This is a genomic window from Nocardioides sp. dk884 (assembly GCF_009557055.1).
GTDB lineage: Bacteria > Actinomycetota > Actinomycetes > Propionibacteriales > Nocardioidaceae > Nocardioides.
Genome location: NZ_CP045649.1, coordinates 2,295,041 through 2,312,683, shown reverse-complemented (window position 1 = coordinate 2,312,683; position 17,643 = coordinate 2,295,041). Strand labels below are relative to the sequence as shown.

Here is a 17,643-nt window from a genome sequence, read left to right as displayed (position 1 = left end):
AGTCACATAGAGTCACGGGCGGCGCGTCTTCTGACGCGCCGTCCGTGTTCGTTTTTCCAGCACCCAGATGGGGAGAGAATGTCGCTGCCTCCGGTTTCCACCGAGACGCTGGGTCATCTCAGCGACGAGCCGGTGGACGGTGGCCCGGCGGGTGGCGGTAAGGCTAAGAGCTCGATCGTCGGCAAGTCGCCGCTACAGATCGCCTTCAGCCGGCTGCTGCACGACAAGGTCGCCGTCCTGTGCCTGATCGTGGTGATCATCTTCGCGCTGATCGCGATCTTCGCGGACGCGCTGATGAAGCTCTTCGGCGTCACCACCGACACGGTCCGCCCCATCGGCCTGATCGACCCGTTCGGCGGCGGTCTGCCACTCGTGGGCCCGCCGAACAACGGCTTCGACCCCGAGCACCCCTTCGGCATCGCGCCGAGCACGGCGACCGACAACCTGGCCTACTGGCTCGCGGGTGCGCAGACCTCGATGATGATCGCGGCTCTCGCGACGGTGTTCTCCGCGGTCGTCGGCGTGACCCTGGGCCTGCTGGCGGGCTACGCCGGCGGCATGGTGGACCGGGTCATCTCCTTCTTCATCGACTTCTTCCTGACCGTCCCGTTCCTGCTGGCCGCGTTGACGATCGCGCCGATCATCAACGAGCGCTTCGGTGACGATCCGAACTACGCCACGATCCAGCGCTGGACGCTGATCGCCGTGCTGGCGATGTTCGGCTGGATGTCGATCGCCCGGCTGATCCGCGGCGAGGTGCTCTCGCTGCGTGAGCGCGACTTCATCCAGGCCGCGCGGGTGCTGGGTATGCCGACGCACCGGATCCTGGTGCGCGAGCTGCTGCCCAACCTGGTCGCCCCGATCGTCGTGTCGGTCTCGCTGATGCTCCCCACCTTCGTCGCCGCCGAGGCCGGTCTGTCCTATCTCGGCATCGGTGTGACGGACGGCAAGTCGTGGGGCCAGATCATCTCCGCGGCCACCGACTACTTCCAGACCTACCCGCTCTACCTCTACGAGCCTCTGCTGGGCATCGTGCTGCTCGTGGTCGCCCTGAACCTTCTCGGTGACGCGATCCGTGACGCGCTCGATCCGAAGACCCGGCGCTGACCGGCTCCCGCAACGTCGTCGACCGTGATCCCTCGGTGACGCGATCAAGGAAGAAAGGCTGAATCAATGAGGCGAAGCAAGCCCCTTGCGCTGCTCGTCGGGGCCTCCATGCTCACTCTCGCTGCCTGTGGTGGCGGCGACGGTGGGGACAACAACGGTGGCGCTGCCCAGGACGACCGCGAGTACGCGGCGGCCGACGAGGTCGTCAAGAACCCCGACCGTGCCGAAGGCCCGGCGTACGAGATCAAGGACGCCACCGAGGGCGGGGACATCACCGTCTACCTCCCCGGTGACCCCGGCCCGAGCACCCTCGAGCCCGCCGAGGGCTGGTCGGTGACCGGCAACTCGATCCAGCAGGCGCTGACCAACCGCTCGCTGACCCAGTACGCGCGCAATCCCGAGACCGGCGGGATGGAGCTCATCCCCGACCTCGCCACCGACCTCGGCCGTCCGAACGAGGACTTCACCGAGTGGACCTTCACGCTGCGTGACGGTGTGAAGTGGGAGAACGGCAAGGACATCACCCCGGAGGAGCTCGCCTTCGGCATCTCCCGCACGCTCGACGCCGAGGCGTTCCCGAGCGGCCCCGGCACCGAGTACTCCCGCCACTACTTCCTCGACGGTGAGACCTACAAGGGTCCCTACACCTCCGGCCAGGAGTACAAGGGCGTCGAGGTCAACGGCCGCGACGTGACCATCAAGATGTCCGAGCCGTTCCCGGACATGGACTGGTGGGGCGCCTTCATGGCGATCGGCCCGGCCCCGCTGGGCGACGCCGCTGCGCCGCCGAAGTATGGCCGCGACCCGCTCGCGACCGGTCCCTACAAGATCGAGTCCTTCACCCCGACCGACGAGCTGGTCCTGGTGAAGAACGAGCAGTGGGACCCCGCGACCGACCCGGGCCGCCACCAGTACCCGGACAGCTACACCTTCAAGTTCAACGCCGACCCGGCGCAGACCGACCAGATCCTGCTGAGCGGCAACGCCGCCTCGGAGACCGTCATCTCGACGGACCTGGACTCGGTGAACTACAAGAAGGCCACCGAGGAGCTCGGTGACCGCATGGTCCAGCAGTCCTCGCAGTGCACGAGCTTCCAGTACCCGGTCTACGACAAGACCACGAAGGGCGTGCGCCAGGCGATGGCGCTGGCCATCGACTACGAAGCCACCTGGCTCGCCGGTGGTCAGGTCCCCGGTGTGACCCGCGTGCCCGCGAACTCGATCATGCCCCCCGGCATGGCCGGCAAGCCCGACTACAACGCGCTGGGCGAGCCCACCGAGTTCAACCCGGAGAAGGCCAAGGAGCTCCTCGCTGAAGAGGGCTACGACGAGTCGAACCCGTTCAAGATCGTGATGATCTACTACGAACCCGACCCGCTGGCGGTCAAGACCAACGACCAGCTGGTCCGCGGCTTCGAGGAGGCCGGCTTCGAGGTCCAGGCGATCCCGGTGCAGGTCGACCCGTACGACATCTGGCTCGACCCGGACAACGCCACCAACAAGAAGCTCACCCTGCGTGGCGTCAACTGGTGCTCGGACTGGCCCTCGGGTCTCACCATGCTCCCGTCGCTCCTGCGCACCGGTGCGGCCTACAACACCGGTGGCTACTCCAACCCGGAGATGGACAAGGAGATGGACAAGATCTCCCTGCTGCCGGCTGAGGAGCAGGCCGAGGCCTGGGGCGCGCTCGACGAGTTGATCCAGACCACGGACTTCCCGATCATCCCCACGGCGTACCGCAACGACCTGTTCACCCACGGCTCCCGGATCGGGAACTTCTACGGTGACGGTTCCATCGGTGCCCCGAACTACAAGGACCTGTACGTCATCTCCGAGTGAGGCTTCGCCTCATGAGGTGCTGAGTGCAGAGCGTCACGTCCATGTGACGTCCTGAGCACACCGAGCAAGATTGCAAGACCCCGTCGGGTGGGGGACTCTGGGCCGCAAGGCCGGAGCCCCCACCCGACACCCGTGCCCGCCTCACAACCGTCGTGCTGCCGAGCGGGGTCCGAGACCCGGACCTCCCCGTGCGACGAACCACCAGAATCAGGAGATGGTGCTGCGATGTTCGCCTATGTGGTGAAGCGTCTGATCGCAGGGTTCTTCGTCGTCATCCTCGTCTCGATGTCGATCTTCGCCCTGTTCTGGTACGGGCCCGAGGAGCCGGCACGACCGCTGTGCAACCTCGAGACCAGCCAGCGCTGCACGCCCGAGCGGCTGGAGGCCTACACCGAGTCGATGGGCTACAACAATCCCATCCACACCGAGTACCTCAAGTTCATGAAGGGGATCGTGGCCGGCCGTGACATCACGATCGCCGGGCGCACCCAGGAGTGCCCCGCCCCCTGCTTCGGCTTCTCCTACGCCACCGACCGCCCGGTCTGGGGCGAGATGAAGGACCGGCTGCCCGCGACCGTGTCGGTCGCGTTCGGCGGCGCCGCCCTCTACGTCATCTTCGGCGTGCCCATCGGCATCGCCGCAGCGCGACGGCGAGGCTCCCTGACCGACAAGGTGCTCGTCTCGACCTTCCTCGTCATCAGCTCGGTGCCGTACTACCTGTTCGCGCTGATGCTGTGGCTCTACGTCACGCTCATCTGGCAGGTCCCCGGACTGAGCGACACCGGCTACGTGCCGCTGAGCGAGAACCCCGCCAAGTGGGCCGGCGGGCTGTTGCTGCCGTGGCTGGCGCTGGGCATCTTCGGCTCGACGCAGTACACCCGATTCGCGCGGGGCTCGATGATCGAGGCGCTGAGCGAGGACTACATCCGTACCGCGCGGGCGAAGGGCCTGCCCACCCGCGCCGTGGTGTACCGCCACGGCCTGCGCGCCGCGCTGGTGCCGATCGTGACGATCTTCGGCATCGACCTGGGCACGCTGCTTGTGGGCACGATCTTCACCGAGCAGATCTTCGACATCCAGGGCATCGGCTTCTGGGCCCTGAGGGCCGTCGGTGACAAGGACCTCCCGGTCGTCCAGGCGACCGCGCTGTTCGGCGCCGTGGTGATGGTCGTGTGCAACCTGCTCGTCGACCTCGTCTACAGCGCCCTCGACCCGCGGGTGAGGCTGTCGTGAGCCACATCCCGACCCCCCAGTCCACCTCCGAGACGGAGTCCCGCGTGAGCACGTCCGATCCGTTCCTGGTCGTCGACGACCTGACGGTCAAGTTCCCGACCGAGGAAGGGCAGATCACCGCGGTCAGCGGCCTCAGCTACAGCGTCCGGCGCGGCCAGACCCTCGGCATCGTCGGTGAGTCCGGCTCCGGCAAGTCCGTGTCCAGCCTCGCGGTCCTGGGCCTGCACGACGCCAAGCGCTCCGAGATCACCGGCTCGATCAAGGTGGGCGGGCAGGAGATCGTCGGCGCGTCCGAGTCGACCATGCGCTCGCTGCGCGGCAACCAGGTCTCGATGATCTTCCAGGACGCCCTCGCCGCGCTGCACCCCTTCTACAAGGTCGGCGCCCAGCTGGCGGAGGCCTACCGCGCCCACCACCCGTCGGCCTCCAAGCGCGACGCACGCCGCAAGGCGATCGAGATGCTCGACCGGGTCGGCATCCCGCAGCCCGACAGCCGCGTCGACGACTACCCCCACCAGTTCTCCGGCGGCATGCGGCAGCGCGCGATGATCGCGATGGGCCTGATCAACGACCCGTCGCTGCTGATCGCCGACGAGCCGACCACCGCGCTCGACGTGACGGTGCAGGCACAGATCCTGGACCTGCTCCAGGAGCTGCAGGCCGAGTTCAACTCCGCGGTCATCATCATCACCCACGACCTCGGCGTGATCGCCGAGATGGCTGACGAGGTGCTGGTGATGTACGCCGGTCGCGCGGTCGAGCACGGCACGACCAAGCAGCTGCTCACCCACCCGGAGATGCCCTACACGTGGGGCCTGCTCTCCAGCGTCCCCGACGTCACGGCCGACACCGACGCGCGGCTGATCCCGATCCCGGGGAACCCGCCGAGCCTGGTGAACCCGCCCTCGGGCTGTGCCTTCCACCCGCGGTGCACCCACCGCGACAAGGTGCCCGGCGACCTGTGCCGCACCGAGATGCCCGCCCTGCTGCCCGCGACCATCGGCGTAGGCCACCTCAAGCGCTGCCACCTGGCCGACCCCGAAGCGATCTACCAGCAGGAGGTCCTGCCGGAGATCGCCCCTGAACTGGTCGAGGAGAACTGATGTCCGACGACAAGACCCCTGCGGTGTCCGACCCGATCCTCGAGGCCGAGCGTCCCCGGTCCGAGACCTTCGCCGAGGCGGCCGCCCACGGTCACAGCGCCACGCCCCTGGACGCCACGGCGCGTCCGGTGCTCGAGGTCGACGACCTGCGCATGTGGTTCCCGGTGAAGTCCTCGGGCCTGGTGCGCCGCACCGTCGGCCACGTGCAGGCCGTCGACGGCATCTCCTTCCAGGTGCCCGAGGGCGGCGCGCTCGGCCTGGTGGGGGAGTCCGGGTGCGGCAAGTCCACCACCGGACGACTCATCACGCGGCTCTACAAGCCGACCGGCGGCGCGATCAACTTCGAGGGCCAGGACATCGCCCAGCTGTCCAACCGCTCGTTGAAGCCGCTGCGCCGCAACGTGCAGATGATCTTCCAGGACCCCTACACCTCGCTGAACCCGCGCCACACGGTCGGCGCGATCGTCGGTGCGCCGCTCGCGGTGCACAACATCGTGCCGAAGAACCAGATCAAGGACCGGGTCAAGGAGCTGCTCGAGGTCGTCGGCCTCAACCCCGAGCACTACAACCGCTACCCCAACGAGTTCTCCGGCGGCCAGCGCCAGCGCATCGGCATCGCCCGTGCGCTGACCCTGAACCCCAAGGTGCTCGTCGCGGACGAGCCGGTGTCGGCCCTCGACGTGTCGATCCAGGCGCAGGTCGTCAACCTGCTCCAGGACCTGCAGCGCGAGTTCAACATCGCGTTCCTCTTCATCGCCCACGACCTGGCGGTGGTCCGGCACTTCTGCCCCGAGGTCGCGGTGATGTACCTCGGCAAGATCGTCGAGATCGCGGATCGCGAGACGCTCTACTCCCGCCCGCACCACCCCTACACCCAGGCGCTGCTCTCCGCGGTGCCGGACGTGAAGCAGGCCGCGATCGGCGGTCGTCGCGAGCGGATCCGCCTGCAGGGCGACGTCCCCTCGCCGATCAACCCGCCCTCGGGCTGCCGGTTCCGGACCCGCTGCCACCTGGCGCAGGAGATCTGCGCCAAGGTCGAGCCGCCGCTGCTGCAGATCGGTCCGCGCCACAAGGTCGCCTGCCACTTCCCGGCTCCGCTCGGGCAGGCGCCGACGACCCCGTCGACGGCCGGCCTGCTGGGCGTCGACAACCAGGGCAACCCGGAGCCCGGGGCCACCCCCGTGGCGGACCTGGGTACCGGCCCGGGCTTCAACCAGCACTGGTTCGACGTCGAGCGCCGCACGATGGTGGGCGCCTGACCCACCGCGACGCGGGGGCGTACGACGTACGCCCCCGCCTCGGTGCGTAGGCTCGTGACGTGGACGGCCTCTTCGACGTGCCCCGCTCCGGCGGGCCCACCGGTGGGGGATCGCTGACGGCGAACACCCACGCCTCCGCTCCGCTCGCGGTGCGGATGCGCCCGCGCACCCTCGACGAGCTGGTCGGCCAGGAGCAGCTGCGTGCCCCCGGGGCGCCGCTGCGGCAGCTGATCGAGAACGAGCAGTCGATGGCGCTGCTGCTGTGGGGCCCGCCCGGCACCGGCAAGACCACGATTGCGTCGATCGTCAGCCAGCAGACCGACCGCCGGTTCGTGGAGGTCTCCGCGGTCTCGGCCGGGGTCAAGGAGGTCCGCGCGGCCATCGACTCGGCGCGCGCCGAGCTGGTCGCGACCGGCCGGGAGACGGTGCTGTTCGTCGACGAGGTGCACCGGTTCAGCAAGGCCCAGCAGGACGCGCTGCTGCCGGGCGTGGAGAACCGGTGGGTCACCCTGGTGGCCGCGACGACGGAGAACCCGTTCTTCTCGGTGATCTCGCCGTTGCTCTCGCGCAGCCTGCTGCTGCGCCTGGAGTCGCTGACCGACGACGACATCCGCGCGGTCATGCGCCAGGCGCTCGCCGACGAGCGAGGGCTCGCCGGCCGCTTCGTCCTCGAGGACGACGCGCTCGAGCACCTGGTGCGTCTCGCCGGCGGTGACGCGCGCCGGTCGCTGACCTACCTCGAGGCGGCGACCCGGGCAGCGGTCTCGACTCGCTCGACCAACGGCTCCAACGGCTCCGGCGAGCCGATCGTGGTCGATCTCGCCACCGCGGAGCTGGCGGTGGACCAGGCGGCGGTGCGCTACGACCGGCAGGGCGACCAGCACTACGACGTCACCAGCGCGTTCATCAAGTCGGTGCGCGGCTCGGACGCCGACGCCGCGCTGCACTACCTCGCCCGGATGATCGTGGCGGGGGAGGACCCGCGGTTCATCGCCCGACGGTTGCTGATCCTGGCCTCGGAGGACATCGGTCTCGCCGATCCCCAGGCCCTGCAGACGGCGGTCGCGGCGGCCCAGACCGTGCAGCTGATCGGGATGCCCGAGGCCCAGCTCACCCTCGCGCACGCCACCATCGCGCTGGCGGTGGCGCCGAAGTCCAACGCGGTCACGACCGCGGTCTTCGAGGCGATCGCCGACGTCAAGGCCGGCAAGGTCGGACCGGTGCCCGCGCACCTGCGCGACGCCCACTACGGCGGCGCCAAGGACCTCGGGCACGGCAAGGGCTACAAGTACAGCCACGACGAGCCGTACGGCATTGCCGAGCAGCAGTACGCCCCCGACGTGGTCGCGGACGCGGCGTACTACCGCCCGACCGCGCTGGGTGCCGAGGGGCCGATCAAGGAGCGCTGGGAGCGGGTGCGGCGGATGATCCGGGGCAGGCACCGTGGCTGAAGCACGCGAGTCCGTGCGCGATAGGGTCCTCCACTGTGACTGAGCAGTGGAACGCCCCGGCCGGGGCCGTCGTGGCCATGGTCGTCGTGGTCGTGGTGCTGCTCGTCGGTCTGCTCCTCACCCTCGTGCGGGGGCGCCGGCGCACGGCGGCAGACCTGGCAGCGGCGCGCGCCGAGACCGAGGCGCTGCGCGCCGAGGTCGAGGCCCTGGCCCGCGCGGCCGCGCCGCAGCACGTCACCCGCGACGACCACGAGTTCGTGATCACCCGGCTCGGTGACGAGCCGGCCGGGGACGCGGGTGACGGGACGGCGGTCGAGCGGATCCAGCCCGCGCCGACGGTGCCCGCCCGGATGTTCGCCGACCTGGTGCTGCGCGAGAGCGTCGTACGCGGCGCGACGCTGGCCGCCGGCGTACGCCGCGCACTGGCGCCCGAGACACGCAACCGGATCCGCTTCGAGTACAAGCGCGAGGTCAAGCGCTCGCGCAAGCAGCGCCGCGTCGAGGCCCGCGAGGCGATCGCGTTCTATCGCGCCCACCAACGCGCCGCGCTCGCCGACCAGGCCGACGACGTCGAGGTAGCCTCGTGAGTCGCGGCCTGTGGTTCGTCGCCGGCGCCGGCGCGGGTCTGTACGCCGCGGTGCGCGGGCGCCGCGCCGCCGAGGCGCTGAGCCCCGACGGCATGCGCGACCGCGTCAACGGTCTGGTGGCCGGGGCGCGCCTGCTGCGCCAGGAGGTCGCGCAGGGCGCCGCCGAGGCCGAGCCCGTCGTCCGGGAGCGGCTCGGCCTGACCGACACCGGCCCGCGCGCGCTGGCCCCTCCCCGTCCGAGCGCCCAGCCGGCCGCACCGACACCCCAATCCCTGGACACCCGTCCCGAGACAGCAGAGCTAGAGAGAGGCACCCCCTGATGGAGACCGCGGAGATCCGACGGCGGTTCGTCGCCCACTTCGAGCGGCACGCCCACACCGTGGTCCCGTCCGCCTCGCTGCTGCTCGACGACCCCAACCTGCTGTTCGTCAACGCCGGCATGGTGCCGTTCAAGCCGTACTTCCTCGGCCAGGAGACCGCGCCGTACGACCGCGCGGTGAGCGTGCAGAAGTGCGTGCGGACCCTCGACATCGAGGAGGTCGGCAAGACCACCCGCCACGGCACGTTCTTCCAGATGTGCGGCAACTTCTCCTTCGGCGACTACTTCAAGGAAGGCGCGATCCGCTTCGCCTGGGAGCTGATCACCGGCTCCGTCGCCGACGGCGGCCTCGGCTTCGACCCGGAGAAGATCTGGGTCACCGTGCTGCCCTCCGACACCGAGGCCAAGCAGCTGTGGCGCGAGGTCGCGGGTCTGCCCGACGAGCGGATCCAGGAGCGCGGCCTCAAGGACAACTACTGGAACATGGGGGTGCCCGGTCCCGGTGGCCCGTGCTCGGAGATCTACGTCGACCGCGGCCCGGAGTACGGCCCCGACGGCGGCCCGAACGCCGACGAGGACCGGTTCCTGGAGATCTGGAACCTGGTCTTCATGCAGGAGTCGCTCAGCGCGGTGCGCGCGAAGGACGACTTCGACGTCGAGGGCCCGCTGCCCGCGCAGAACATCGACACCGGCATGGGCCTGGAGCGGGTGGCCTACCTGCTGCAGGGCAAGCAGAACATGTACGAGATCGACGAGGTCTTCCCCGTCATCCAGCGCGCCAGCGAGCTCACCGGGCGCGCGTACGGCGCCGACGAGCAGGACGACGTCCGCTTCCGCGTGGTCGCCGACCACGTGCGCAGCGCGCTGATGCTGATCGGCGACGGCGTCACCCCTGGCAACGAGGGCCGCGGCTACGTGCTGCGTCGCCTGCTGCGTCGCGCGGTCCGCTCGATGCGCCTGCTCGGCTTCGAGGACCGGGCGCTTCCCGAGCTGCTGCCGGTGAGCATGAGCAAGATGAAGGTGTCCTACCCCGAGCTGGAGAGCGGCTTCGAGCGGATCTCGCGGGTCGCGTACGCCGAGGAGGACGCGTTCCGCAAGACGCTCGCGGCCGGCACCCAGATCTTCGACCAGGCCGCGCAGGAGGTCCGCAGCAGCGGGTCGACCACGCTGGCCGGCGCGAAGGCGTTCGCCCTGCACGACACCTACGGCTTCCCGATCGACCTGACCCTGGAGATGGCCTCCGAGGCCGGTCTCCAGGTCGACGAGTCCGGCTTCCGCGCCCTGATGGCCGAGCAGCGCGAGCGGGCCAAGGCCGACGCCCGCGCGAAGAAGGGCCAGCACGCCGACACCGGTGTCTACCGCGGCATCCTCGACGCGCACGGCCCGACCGAGTGGCTCGCCTACGAGACCCTCGAGACCGAGTCGCGCGCGCTCGCGGTGCTGCGCGGCGGTGAGCGCGCCGGCGCGCTCACCGAGGGCGAGGTCGGCGAGCTGGTGCTCGACCGCACCCCGTTCTACGCCGAGTCCGGCGGCCAGGCCGCCGACGCCGGCGTCATCGAGTTCGACGGCGGCAAGCTCGAGGTGCTCGACGTGCAGCGCCCGGTGCGCGGTCTGGTGGTCCACCAGGTGCGCGTGCTCGAGGGCGAGCTCGACCCCGAGCGCGCCCTGCATGCCAAGGTCGACCCCGAGTGGCGCACCGGCGCGCGCCAGGCCCACTCCGGCACCCACGTCGTGCACGCCGCGCTGCGCCAGGTGCTCGGCCCCAGCGCCCTGCAGTCCGGCTCCTACAACCGCCCGGGCTACCTGCGCCTCGACTTCGGCTGGACCCAGGGCCTCACCCCGGCCCAGGTGCGCGACATCGAGCAGGTCTCCAACGAGGCGCTGCGTGCGGACCTCCCGGTCGGCTGGCAGTACATGACCCTGGCCGAGGCCAAGGAGTGGGGCGCGATCGCGCTCTTCGGCGAGACCTACGACGACACCAAGGTTCGCGTCGTCGAGATCGGCGGCCCCTGGTCGCGCGAGCTCTGCGGCGGCACCCACGTCGACCACTCCTCCCAGATCGGCACCCTCGTGGTGACCGGTGAGTCCTCGGTCGGCTCGGGCAACCGCCGCATCGAGGCCTTCACCGGCCTGGAGGGCTTCGCCTACCTCGCCCGCGAGCGCGACGTCGTCGGCCAGCTCACCGGCCTGCTCAAGGCCCAGCCCGACGACCTCGTCGGCCGCGTCTCCGAGCTCGTCGAGCGCCTCAAGAGCGCCGAGAAGGAGGTCGAGAAGGCCCGCCTGTCCCAGATCCTCGCCGCGGCGGGCGAGCTCGCCGCCGGTGCGCAGGACGTCGACGGTGTCGCGGTCGTCGCGCACCGCGTCGACGGCGCCGGGGGCGGCGACGTCCGCACCCTGGCCATGGACATCCGCAGCCGGCTCGGCGCCGGACGCCCGGCCGTGGTCGTGGTGATCGGCGTGGCCGACGGCAAGGTCTCCGTGGTCGCGGCCACCAACGAGGCCGCCCGCGAGCGCGGGCTCAGCGCCAACGGCCTGGTCCGCGCGGTCGGCCCGCTGCTCGGCGGCAAGGGCGGCGGCAAGGACGACGTCGCCCAGGGCGGTGGCACCGACACCAGCCGCGTCGACGAGGCGCTGGGGGTCGTGGCCGCCGACGTCGCCCGGACGGTGAGCGGGGCCTGAGGCGTGCGGCACGGCGTACGCCTCGGCATCGACCCCGGTGACGCGCGCATCGGGGTCGCCCGCAGCGACCCGTCGGGGTTCCTGGCGACCCCCGTCGAGACGGTACGGCGCGGCAAGGGCGACCTCGCCCGGATCCGGCGCCTCCTCGCGGAGATCGCCGAGGACTCCGAGGTCGTCGAGGTCGTGGTCGGCCTGCCCCGCTCGCTCGGTGGCGGCGAGGGCCCGGCGGCGGTGAAGACCCGCGAGTTCGCGGCCACGCTCGCCGCCCGGATCGCGCCGACACCGGTGCGTCTGGTCGACGAACGGCTCACCACGGTGTCCGCGGAGGCTATGCTGCGCGACCGAGGGCGAAGCGGGAGCAAGCGCCGTGCGGTGGTCGACCAGGCCGCCGCTGTCCTGATCCTGCAGCATGCACTGGACACCGAGCGCGCGACGGGGAACGCGCCCGGCGAGATCGTCGAGGAGACGAGATGACCGAGCCGTACGACTCGCGAGACGCTGCGCCCGAGGACAGGGATTCCCTGTTGTCGCTCGACCTGGCCTCTGACGAGCCTGCCCAGACGCCCGGAGCGCGGGTCCACGCCCCCGGCGGCCGCCGGCGCCGCGAGCGCAGCCGGGTGCCCGGCTGCGTCGCCGCACTGGTGGCGCTCGTCGTCGTGGTCGGAGGCCTCTACTGGGGCGTCTCCGCCGGCGTGAGCAAGATCCAGGACCTCTTCGCCGATCCCGAGGACTACCCGGGGCCCGGCAGCGGTCAGGTCCTCTTCGAGGTCGCCCAGGGCGACTCGCTGTCGCAGATGGGCCGCAACCTCAAGGACTCCGGGGTGGTGGCCTCGGTGGACGCCTTCACCGACGCCGCGGACGCCAACCCCGACTCCACCGGCATCCAGGTCGGCTACTTCGAGCTGAAGCGGGAGATGCGGGCCAGCGACGTCGTCGACGTGCTGGTCGACCCCTCCAACATCGTCTCGGCCGCGGTCACCATCCCCGAGGGCCTACGGGTCGTCGACATCGTGAAGATCCTGGCCGACAAGACCGACTTCTCCGCCGACGCCTTCGAGAAGGTCCTCGACCAGCCCGGCAAGATCGGCCTGCCCGACTATGCCGGCGGCAACCCCGAGGGCTACCTGTTCCCGGCGACGTACGCCTTCGGGCCGAAGGACAAGCCGGTCGACATGATCCGCACGATGGTGCGCCGCTGGGAGCAGGCCGCCGAGAGCGCCGGCCTCGTGGACGCCGCCAAGCGGCTCGGCTACACCCCCCACGAGCTGATGACGATCGCCTCGCTGGTCGAGGCGGAGGGCCGTGGCGAGGACATGCCGAAGATCGCCCGGGTGATCTACAACCGCCTGGAGACCGAGGGCTACCCGACCAACGGCAAGCTCGAGATCGACGCCACGGTGAACTACGCCCTGGGTCGCAACCTGGGCGTGGCGATCTCCTCGGAGGACCTCGCCGTCGACTCGCCGTACAACACCCGGCGCTACCCGGGCCTGCCGCCCGGGCCGATCGAGGCGCCCGGTGACGAGGCCATCTCCGCCGCGGCGGCCCCGGCCGAGGGGCCGTGGTTCTTCTACGTCACCGTCGACCTGCGCACCGGCGAGACCAAGTTCACCGAGGACTACGACGAGTTCCTGACCTTCAAGTCGGAGTTCCAGGAGTACTGCAAGACCTCCGACGCGTGCTGATGGCTGCCGGGAGGGGGATGCGCTGCGCGGTGCTCGGCGATCCGGTCGCGCACTCGCTGTCCCCGACGCTGCACCGCGCCGGGTACGCCGCGCTGGGCCTGGACTGGTCCTACGACGCGGTCCGGGTCCCGGCCGGCGGCCTGGCGGGGTTCCTCGCCGGGCTCGACGAGACCTGGCGTGGGCTGTCGCTGACGATGCCGCTCAAGCGCGAGGTCCTCGACCTGGCCGACGAGGTCACCGACCGCGCGCGGCTGGCCGGCGCGGCCAACACCTGGGTGCGCGGCGAGCGCACGCTTGTCGACAACACCGACCTGCCGGGTGCGGTCGCGGCGGTCCGCGAGCGCTACGACGGGCCGGTGCACAGCGCCACGATCCTCGGCGCCGGGGCGACCGCGGCCTCCACCGGCCTGGCGCTGTGCGAGCTCGGCGCGACCCGGGTGACGCTGCTGGCCCGCTCACCGGAGCGCGCGGCCGAGACCGTGGCCGCGATCCGTCGCCACCCCGCCGACCCCGAGGTCGTCGTCGGCTCGCTCGCCGACGGCGTCGCGAGCGGCGAGGTGCTGGTCTCGACGGTGCCGGCCGACGCCCAGACACCGGAGCTGCTCGCTCGCTGCACCGCGCCCGACGCGGTGTTCGAGGCGCTCTACGAGCCCTGGCCGACCCCGCTCGCGGCCGCTGCCCTCGAGTCCGGACGGGCGCTGGTCGGCGGGCTCGACCTGCTCGTGCACCAGGCGGTCCTGCAGTTCGAGATGTTCACCGGCCGGCCCGCCCCGCTGGCGCAGATGCGCGCGGCGGGGGAGCAGGCGCTGGTAGCGCGCGCCGGGGCCTGATCGTGATGGCCGGGCTGGCGGGGCTGCTCGCGGCGGTCCTCGCCGGTCTCGGGGGTCTGCTGGTGCCGGCGCTGATCGCCCGGGTCCCGGAGCCCGCGGGCGCGCCGGAGCCGGGGGACCCGGCGAAGGAGACCTACGCAGCGATCGCGGCGACCCCCGGTCTCGGTGCCCGCGCCGCCGTCGTGTCGGCGCTCGCGGGTGGACTCGTCGGTGCCTGGGTCGGCTGGAGGGTGCCGCTGGTGGGCCTGGTGCCGCTGGTCCCGGTCTGCGTGGCGCTCGCGGTGATCGACTGGCGCACCCGGCTGCTGCCGCGCCTGGTGGTGCTCCCCGCGACGGGCGCGCTGCTGGTGCTGGTCGTCCTCGACGCGCTGGTGCTCGGTGAGCCGTCCGATCTGGTCCGCCCCCTGGCCGGCCTGGTCGCGGCGCGGTCGTTCTTCTGGGTGCTGTGGCGCGTGCACTCCGCCGGGATGGGCTTCGGCGACGTACGCCTGGCCGCCCTGGTCGGGCTCGCGCTGGGCTGGCTGGGCTGGGCCGAGCTCGTCGTCGGGATGTACGCCGGGTTCGTGCTGTTCGCCGTGCCGGGTCTGCTCGTGGCCCTCGTCCGCCGCGACCGGCGGGTGCTGCGTCGCGCCGCGCCGTACGGTCCGTTCCTGGTCGCGGGTGCGCTGGCGGGCGTGCTGGTCGGGCCGCTGGTGCTGCCCGGTCTCGCGAGCGGGTGACGGTGCCGGGGCGGCGCACCCGGCATGAAAGACTGCGCCCATGCTGCGTTGGCTCACCGCGGGCGAGTCCCACGGCCCCTCCCTGGTCGCTGTCCTCGAAGGCCTCCCGGCCCACGTCGAGATCACCAGCGAGGACGTGCGCGACTCCCTGGCCCGGCGTCGCCTCGGCTACGGCCGCGGCGCCCGGATGAAGTTCGAACAAGACGAGGTCACCTTCATCGGCGGCGTGCGTCACGGCCGGACCCAGGGCGGTCCGGTCGCGATCAACGTCGGCAACACCGAGTGGCCCAAGTGGGAGACGGTCATGTCGGCCGACCCGGTCGACCCGGCGCTGCTGGAGGGCTCCGCGCGCAACGCGCCGCTGACCCGGCCGCGGCCCGGCCACGCCGACCTGGCGGGCATGCAGAAGTACGACTTCGACGACGCCCGGCCCGTGCTCGAGCGCGCCTCGGCGCGCGAGACCGCCGCCCGCGTCGCCCTCGGCCGGGTGGCCACCAACTTCCTCGAGCAGGCGCTCGGGGTCCGCGTGGTGTCCCACGTGATCGAGCTCGGCGGTGTGCGCGCCCCGGCCGGTGTGCTCCCCGAGCCCGGCGACGTCGAGCGCCTCGACGCCGACCCGGTGCGCTGCCTCGACCTCGAGACCAGCGCCGCGATGGTCGCGCGCATCGACCAGGCCCACAAGGACGGCGACACCCTCGGCGGCGTCGTCGAGGTCGTCGTCCACGACCTGCCGCCGGGCCTCGGATCCCACGTGCACTGGGACCGCCGCCTCGACTCGCGCCTCGCCGGTGCGCTGATGGGCATCCAGGCGATCAAGGGCGTCGAGGTCGGCGACGGCTTCGAGCTCGCCGCGACCCCCGGCTCGCTGGCCCACGACGAGATCGTCTCGACCGACGAGGGCCTGCGCCGCGTCAGCGGTCGCTCCGGCGGCATCGAGGGCGGCATGACCACCGGTGAGGTGATGCGCGTGCGCGCCGCGATGAAGCCGATCGCGACCGTGCCCCGCGCGCTGCGTACCGTCGACGTCGCCACCGGCGAGGCCACCGCCGCCCACCACCAGCGCTCCGACGTCTGCGCGGTCCCGGCTGCCGGCATCGTCGCCGAGGCGATGGTCGCGCTGGTGCTCGCCGACGCCGTGCTGGAGAAGTTCGGTGGCGACTCGGTGGGCGAGACCCGCCGCAACGCGCAGTCCTACCTCGAGAACCTGCGCTACCGATGAGCCCGCGCGTCGTGCTCGTCGGGCCCATGGGGGCCGGCAAGAGCACCGTCGCCGCGCTGCTCGCCGAGCAGTGGGCGGTCGCCGCGCGCGACACCGATGCCGACGTCGAGGCCACTGAGGGCCGCTCGGTCAGCGACATCTTCGTCGACTCCGGGGAGGCACACTTCCGTGCCCTGGAGCGCGAGGCCGTCGCCACCGCGCTGGCCACCCACGACGGCGTGCTGGCGCTCGGCGGCGGCGCGGTGCTGGACCCCGCGACCCGCGAGCTGCTCGCCGGGCACCGGGTGGTCTTCCTGCGCGTCGGGCTCGCCGACGCGGTCAAGCGGGTCGGACTCGGCGTCGGGCGCCCGCTGCTGCTCGGCAACGTGCGCGCCCGCGTGAAGGCGCTGCTCGACGAGCGCACCCCGATCTATGAATCGGTCGCCACCATCACCGTCGACACCGACGGCCGCACCCCCGAGGACGTCGCGGCCGAGATCCGAGAGGCCCTCGCATGAGCACCACCCCCGACCCCACCTCCGAGACCGTCCTGCACGTCGGCGGCGCCTCGCCGTACGACGTGGTGGTCGGCCACGACCTCGCCGGTCGGTTGCCCGGCATCCTCGGCGAGGGTGTGCAGCGCGTCGCGCTGCTGTACGCCGGCCAGCTCGGCCACCTCGCCGAGCCGATCGCGGACGCGCTGGTGGAGCACTACGACGTGCTCGCGCTCGGCCTGCCCGACGGCGAGGACGCCAAGAGCGCCGCGGTCGCGAACGACTGCTGGGAGGCGCTGGGGGAGAAGGGCTTCACCCGCTCCGACGTGGTGGTGACCGTCGGCGGTGGCGCGACGACCGACCTCGGCGGCTTCGTCGCGGCCTGCTGGCTGCGCGGCGTCCGCGTCGTGCACGTGCCGACCACCCTGCTGGGCATGGTCGACGCCGCGGTCGGCGGCAAGACCGGCGTCAACACCGGTGCCGGCAAGAACCTCGTCGGCGCCTTCCACGAGCCCGCCGGCGTGCTGTGCGACCTCTCGACGCTGCGCAGCCTGCCGCGTGAGGAGCTCGTCGCCGGGCTGGGCGAGGTCATCAAGTGCGGCTTCATCGCCGACCCGGTGATCCTCGACCTGGTCGAGAGCACCGACCCCGCCGAGCTCACCGCTGACTCCCCGGTGCTGCGCGAGCTCGTCGAGCGCGCCATCCGAGTCAAGATCGGCGTGGTCGTCGAGGACCTCAAGGAGACCGGCGGCCGTGACGGCCACCCCGGCCGCGAGGCGCTCAACTACGGCCACACCCTGGCCCACGCGATCGAGCGGGCCTCGGACTACGCGATCCGGCACGGCGAGGCCGTCGCGATCGGCTGCGTGTACGTCGCCGAGCTCGCCCGCGCCGCGGGTCGCATCGACGACGCGCTCGCCGACCGGCACCGTGCCGCCTTCGGGCGCGTCGGGCTGCCCACGACGTACGACGGCGCGCCGTTCGAGGACCTGCACGCGACGATGAAGGTCGACAAGAAGTCGCGTGGCTCGCAGCTGCGCTTCGTCGTGCTCGACGAGCTCGCCCGCCCGACGATCCTCGCCGGGCCCTCGGAGGCCGACCTGCGCACGGCGTACGCCGCGATCGGCGGCGCTGCATGAC

General features: G+C 71.6%; 16 protein-coding genes. All 16 read left to right on the top strand.

The window, feature by feature from the left end:
• Window positions 1–78 precede the first annotated feature (78 nt).
• The 16 genes from GFH29_RS11190 to aroB all read left to right on the top strand — a co-directional run bounded on the left by GFH29_RS11190 (window position 79) and on the right by aroB (window position 17,642).
• Window positions 79–1,107: an ABC transporter permease gene (locus GFH29_RS11190; RefSeq protein ID WP_153337215.1), complete on the top strand. Its 1,029-nt coding sequence runs from the start codon at window positions 79–81 to the stop codon at window positions 1,105–1,107.
• Window positions 1,108–1,173: 66 nt separating this feature from the next.
• A complete protein-coding gene (locus GFH29_RS11185; protein ID WP_153323658.1) occupies window positions 1,174–2,946 on the top strand; it encodes an ABC transporter substrate-binding protein in 1,773 nt (590 codons plus the stop codon).
• A 225-nt stretch (window positions 2,947–3,171) separates the two neighbouring features.
• Complete coding sequence (locus GFH29_RS11180; protein ID WP_153323656.1) at window positions 3,172–4,179, top strand: ABC transporter permease; 1,008 nt, start codon at window positions 3,172–3,174, stop codon at window positions 4,177–4,179.
• A gap of 44 nt (window positions 4,180–4,223) precedes the next feature.
• Entirely contained in the window at window positions 4,224–5,282 is a 1,059-nt protein-coding gene (locus tag GFH29_RS11175; protein WP_153323655.1) for an ABC transporter ATP-binding protein, read from the top strand.
• Window positions 5,283–5,434: 152 nt separating this feature from the next.
• Window positions 5,435–6,541, top strand: a complete 1,107-nt coding sequence (locus tag GFH29_RS11170) for an ABC transporter ATP-binding protein (RefSeq protein WP_416224762.1) — start codon at window positions 5,435–5,437, stop codon at window positions 6,539–6,541.
• Window positions 6,542–6,600: 59 nt separating this feature from the next.
• Window positions 6,601–7,992, top strand: a complete 1,392-nt coding sequence (locus GFH29_RS11165; RefSeq protein WP_153323651.1) for a replication-associated recombination protein A — start codon at window positions 6,601–6,603, stop codon at window positions 7,990–7,992.
• Between the two features lie 35 nt (window positions 7,993–8,027).
• Window positions 8,028–8,579: a hypothetical protein gene (locus tag GFH29_RS11160; RefSeq protein WP_153323649.1), complete on the top strand. Its 552-nt coding sequence runs from the start codon at window positions 8,028–8,030 to the stop codon at window positions 8,577–8,579.
• On the top strand, window positions 8,576–8,899 hold the full coding sequence (locus GFH29_RS11155; RefSeq protein WP_153323647.1) for a DUF6167 family protein: 324 nt from the start codon (window positions 8,576–8,578) through the stop codon (window positions 8,897–8,899). Before GFH29_RS11160 ends, GFH29_RS11155 begins: the two co-directional genes overlap by 4 nt.
• Complete coding sequence (gene alaS, locus GFH29_RS11150) at window positions 8,899–11,577, top strand: alanine--tRNA ligase (RefSeq protein WP_153323645.1); 2,679 nt, start codon at window positions 8,899–8,901, stop codon at window positions 11,575–11,577. The genes GFH29_RS11155 and alaS overlap by 1 nt, the downstream gene beginning before the upstream one ends.
• Window positions 11,578–11,580: 3 nt before the next feature.
• A complete protein-coding gene (ruvX, locus tag GFH29_RS11145) occupies window positions 11,581–12,051 on the top strand; it encodes a Holliday junction resolvase RuvX (protein WP_153323643.1) in 471 nt (156 codons plus the stop codon).
• 50 nt (window positions 12,052–12,101) lie between these two features.
• Window positions 12,102–13,262, top strand: a complete 1,161-nt coding sequence (gene mltG, locus GFH29_RS11140; protein ID WP_228387439.1) for an endolytic transglycosylase MltG — start codon at window positions 12,102–12,104, stop codon at window positions 13,260–13,262.
• A complete protein-coding gene (locus tag GFH29_RS11135; RefSeq protein WP_153323639.1) occupies window positions 13,262–14,092 on the top strand; it encodes a shikimate dehydrogenase in 831 nt (276 codons plus the stop codon). The genes mltG and GFH29_RS11135 overlap by 1 nt, the downstream gene beginning before the upstream one ends.
• Before the next feature lie 5 nt (window positions 14,093–14,097).
• On the top strand, window positions 14,098–14,811 hold the full coding sequence (locus GFH29_RS11130; protein WP_153323637.1) for a prepilin peptidase: 714 nt from the start codon (window positions 14,098–14,100) through the stop codon (window positions 14,809–14,811).
• Between the two features lie 40 nt (window positions 14,812–14,851).
• Window positions 14,852–16,030: a chorismate synthase gene (aroC, locus tag GFH29_RS11125; RefSeq protein WP_153323635.1), complete on the top strand. Its 1,179-nt coding sequence runs from the start codon at window positions 14,852–14,854 to the stop codon at window positions 16,028–16,030.
• Window positions 16,027–16,527 (top strand): shikimate kinase, encoded by a 501-nt coding sequence (locus tag GFH29_RS11120; protein ID WP_228387438.1) that lies wholly within the window; start codon window positions 16,027–16,029, stop codon window positions 16,525–16,527. Before aroC ends, GFH29_RS11120 begins: the two co-directional genes overlap by 4 nt.
• Window positions 16,524–17,642 carry a 3-dehydroquinate synthase gene (gene aroB, locus GFH29_RS11115; protein WP_153323633.1) on the top strand — a complete coding sequence of 373 codons (1,119 nt, stop codon included), beginning with the start codon at window positions 16,524–16,526 and terminating at the stop codon, window positions 17,640–17,642. The genes GFH29_RS11120 and aroB overlap by 4 nt, the downstream gene beginning before the upstream one ends.
• Window position 17,643 lies beyond the last annotated feature (1 nt).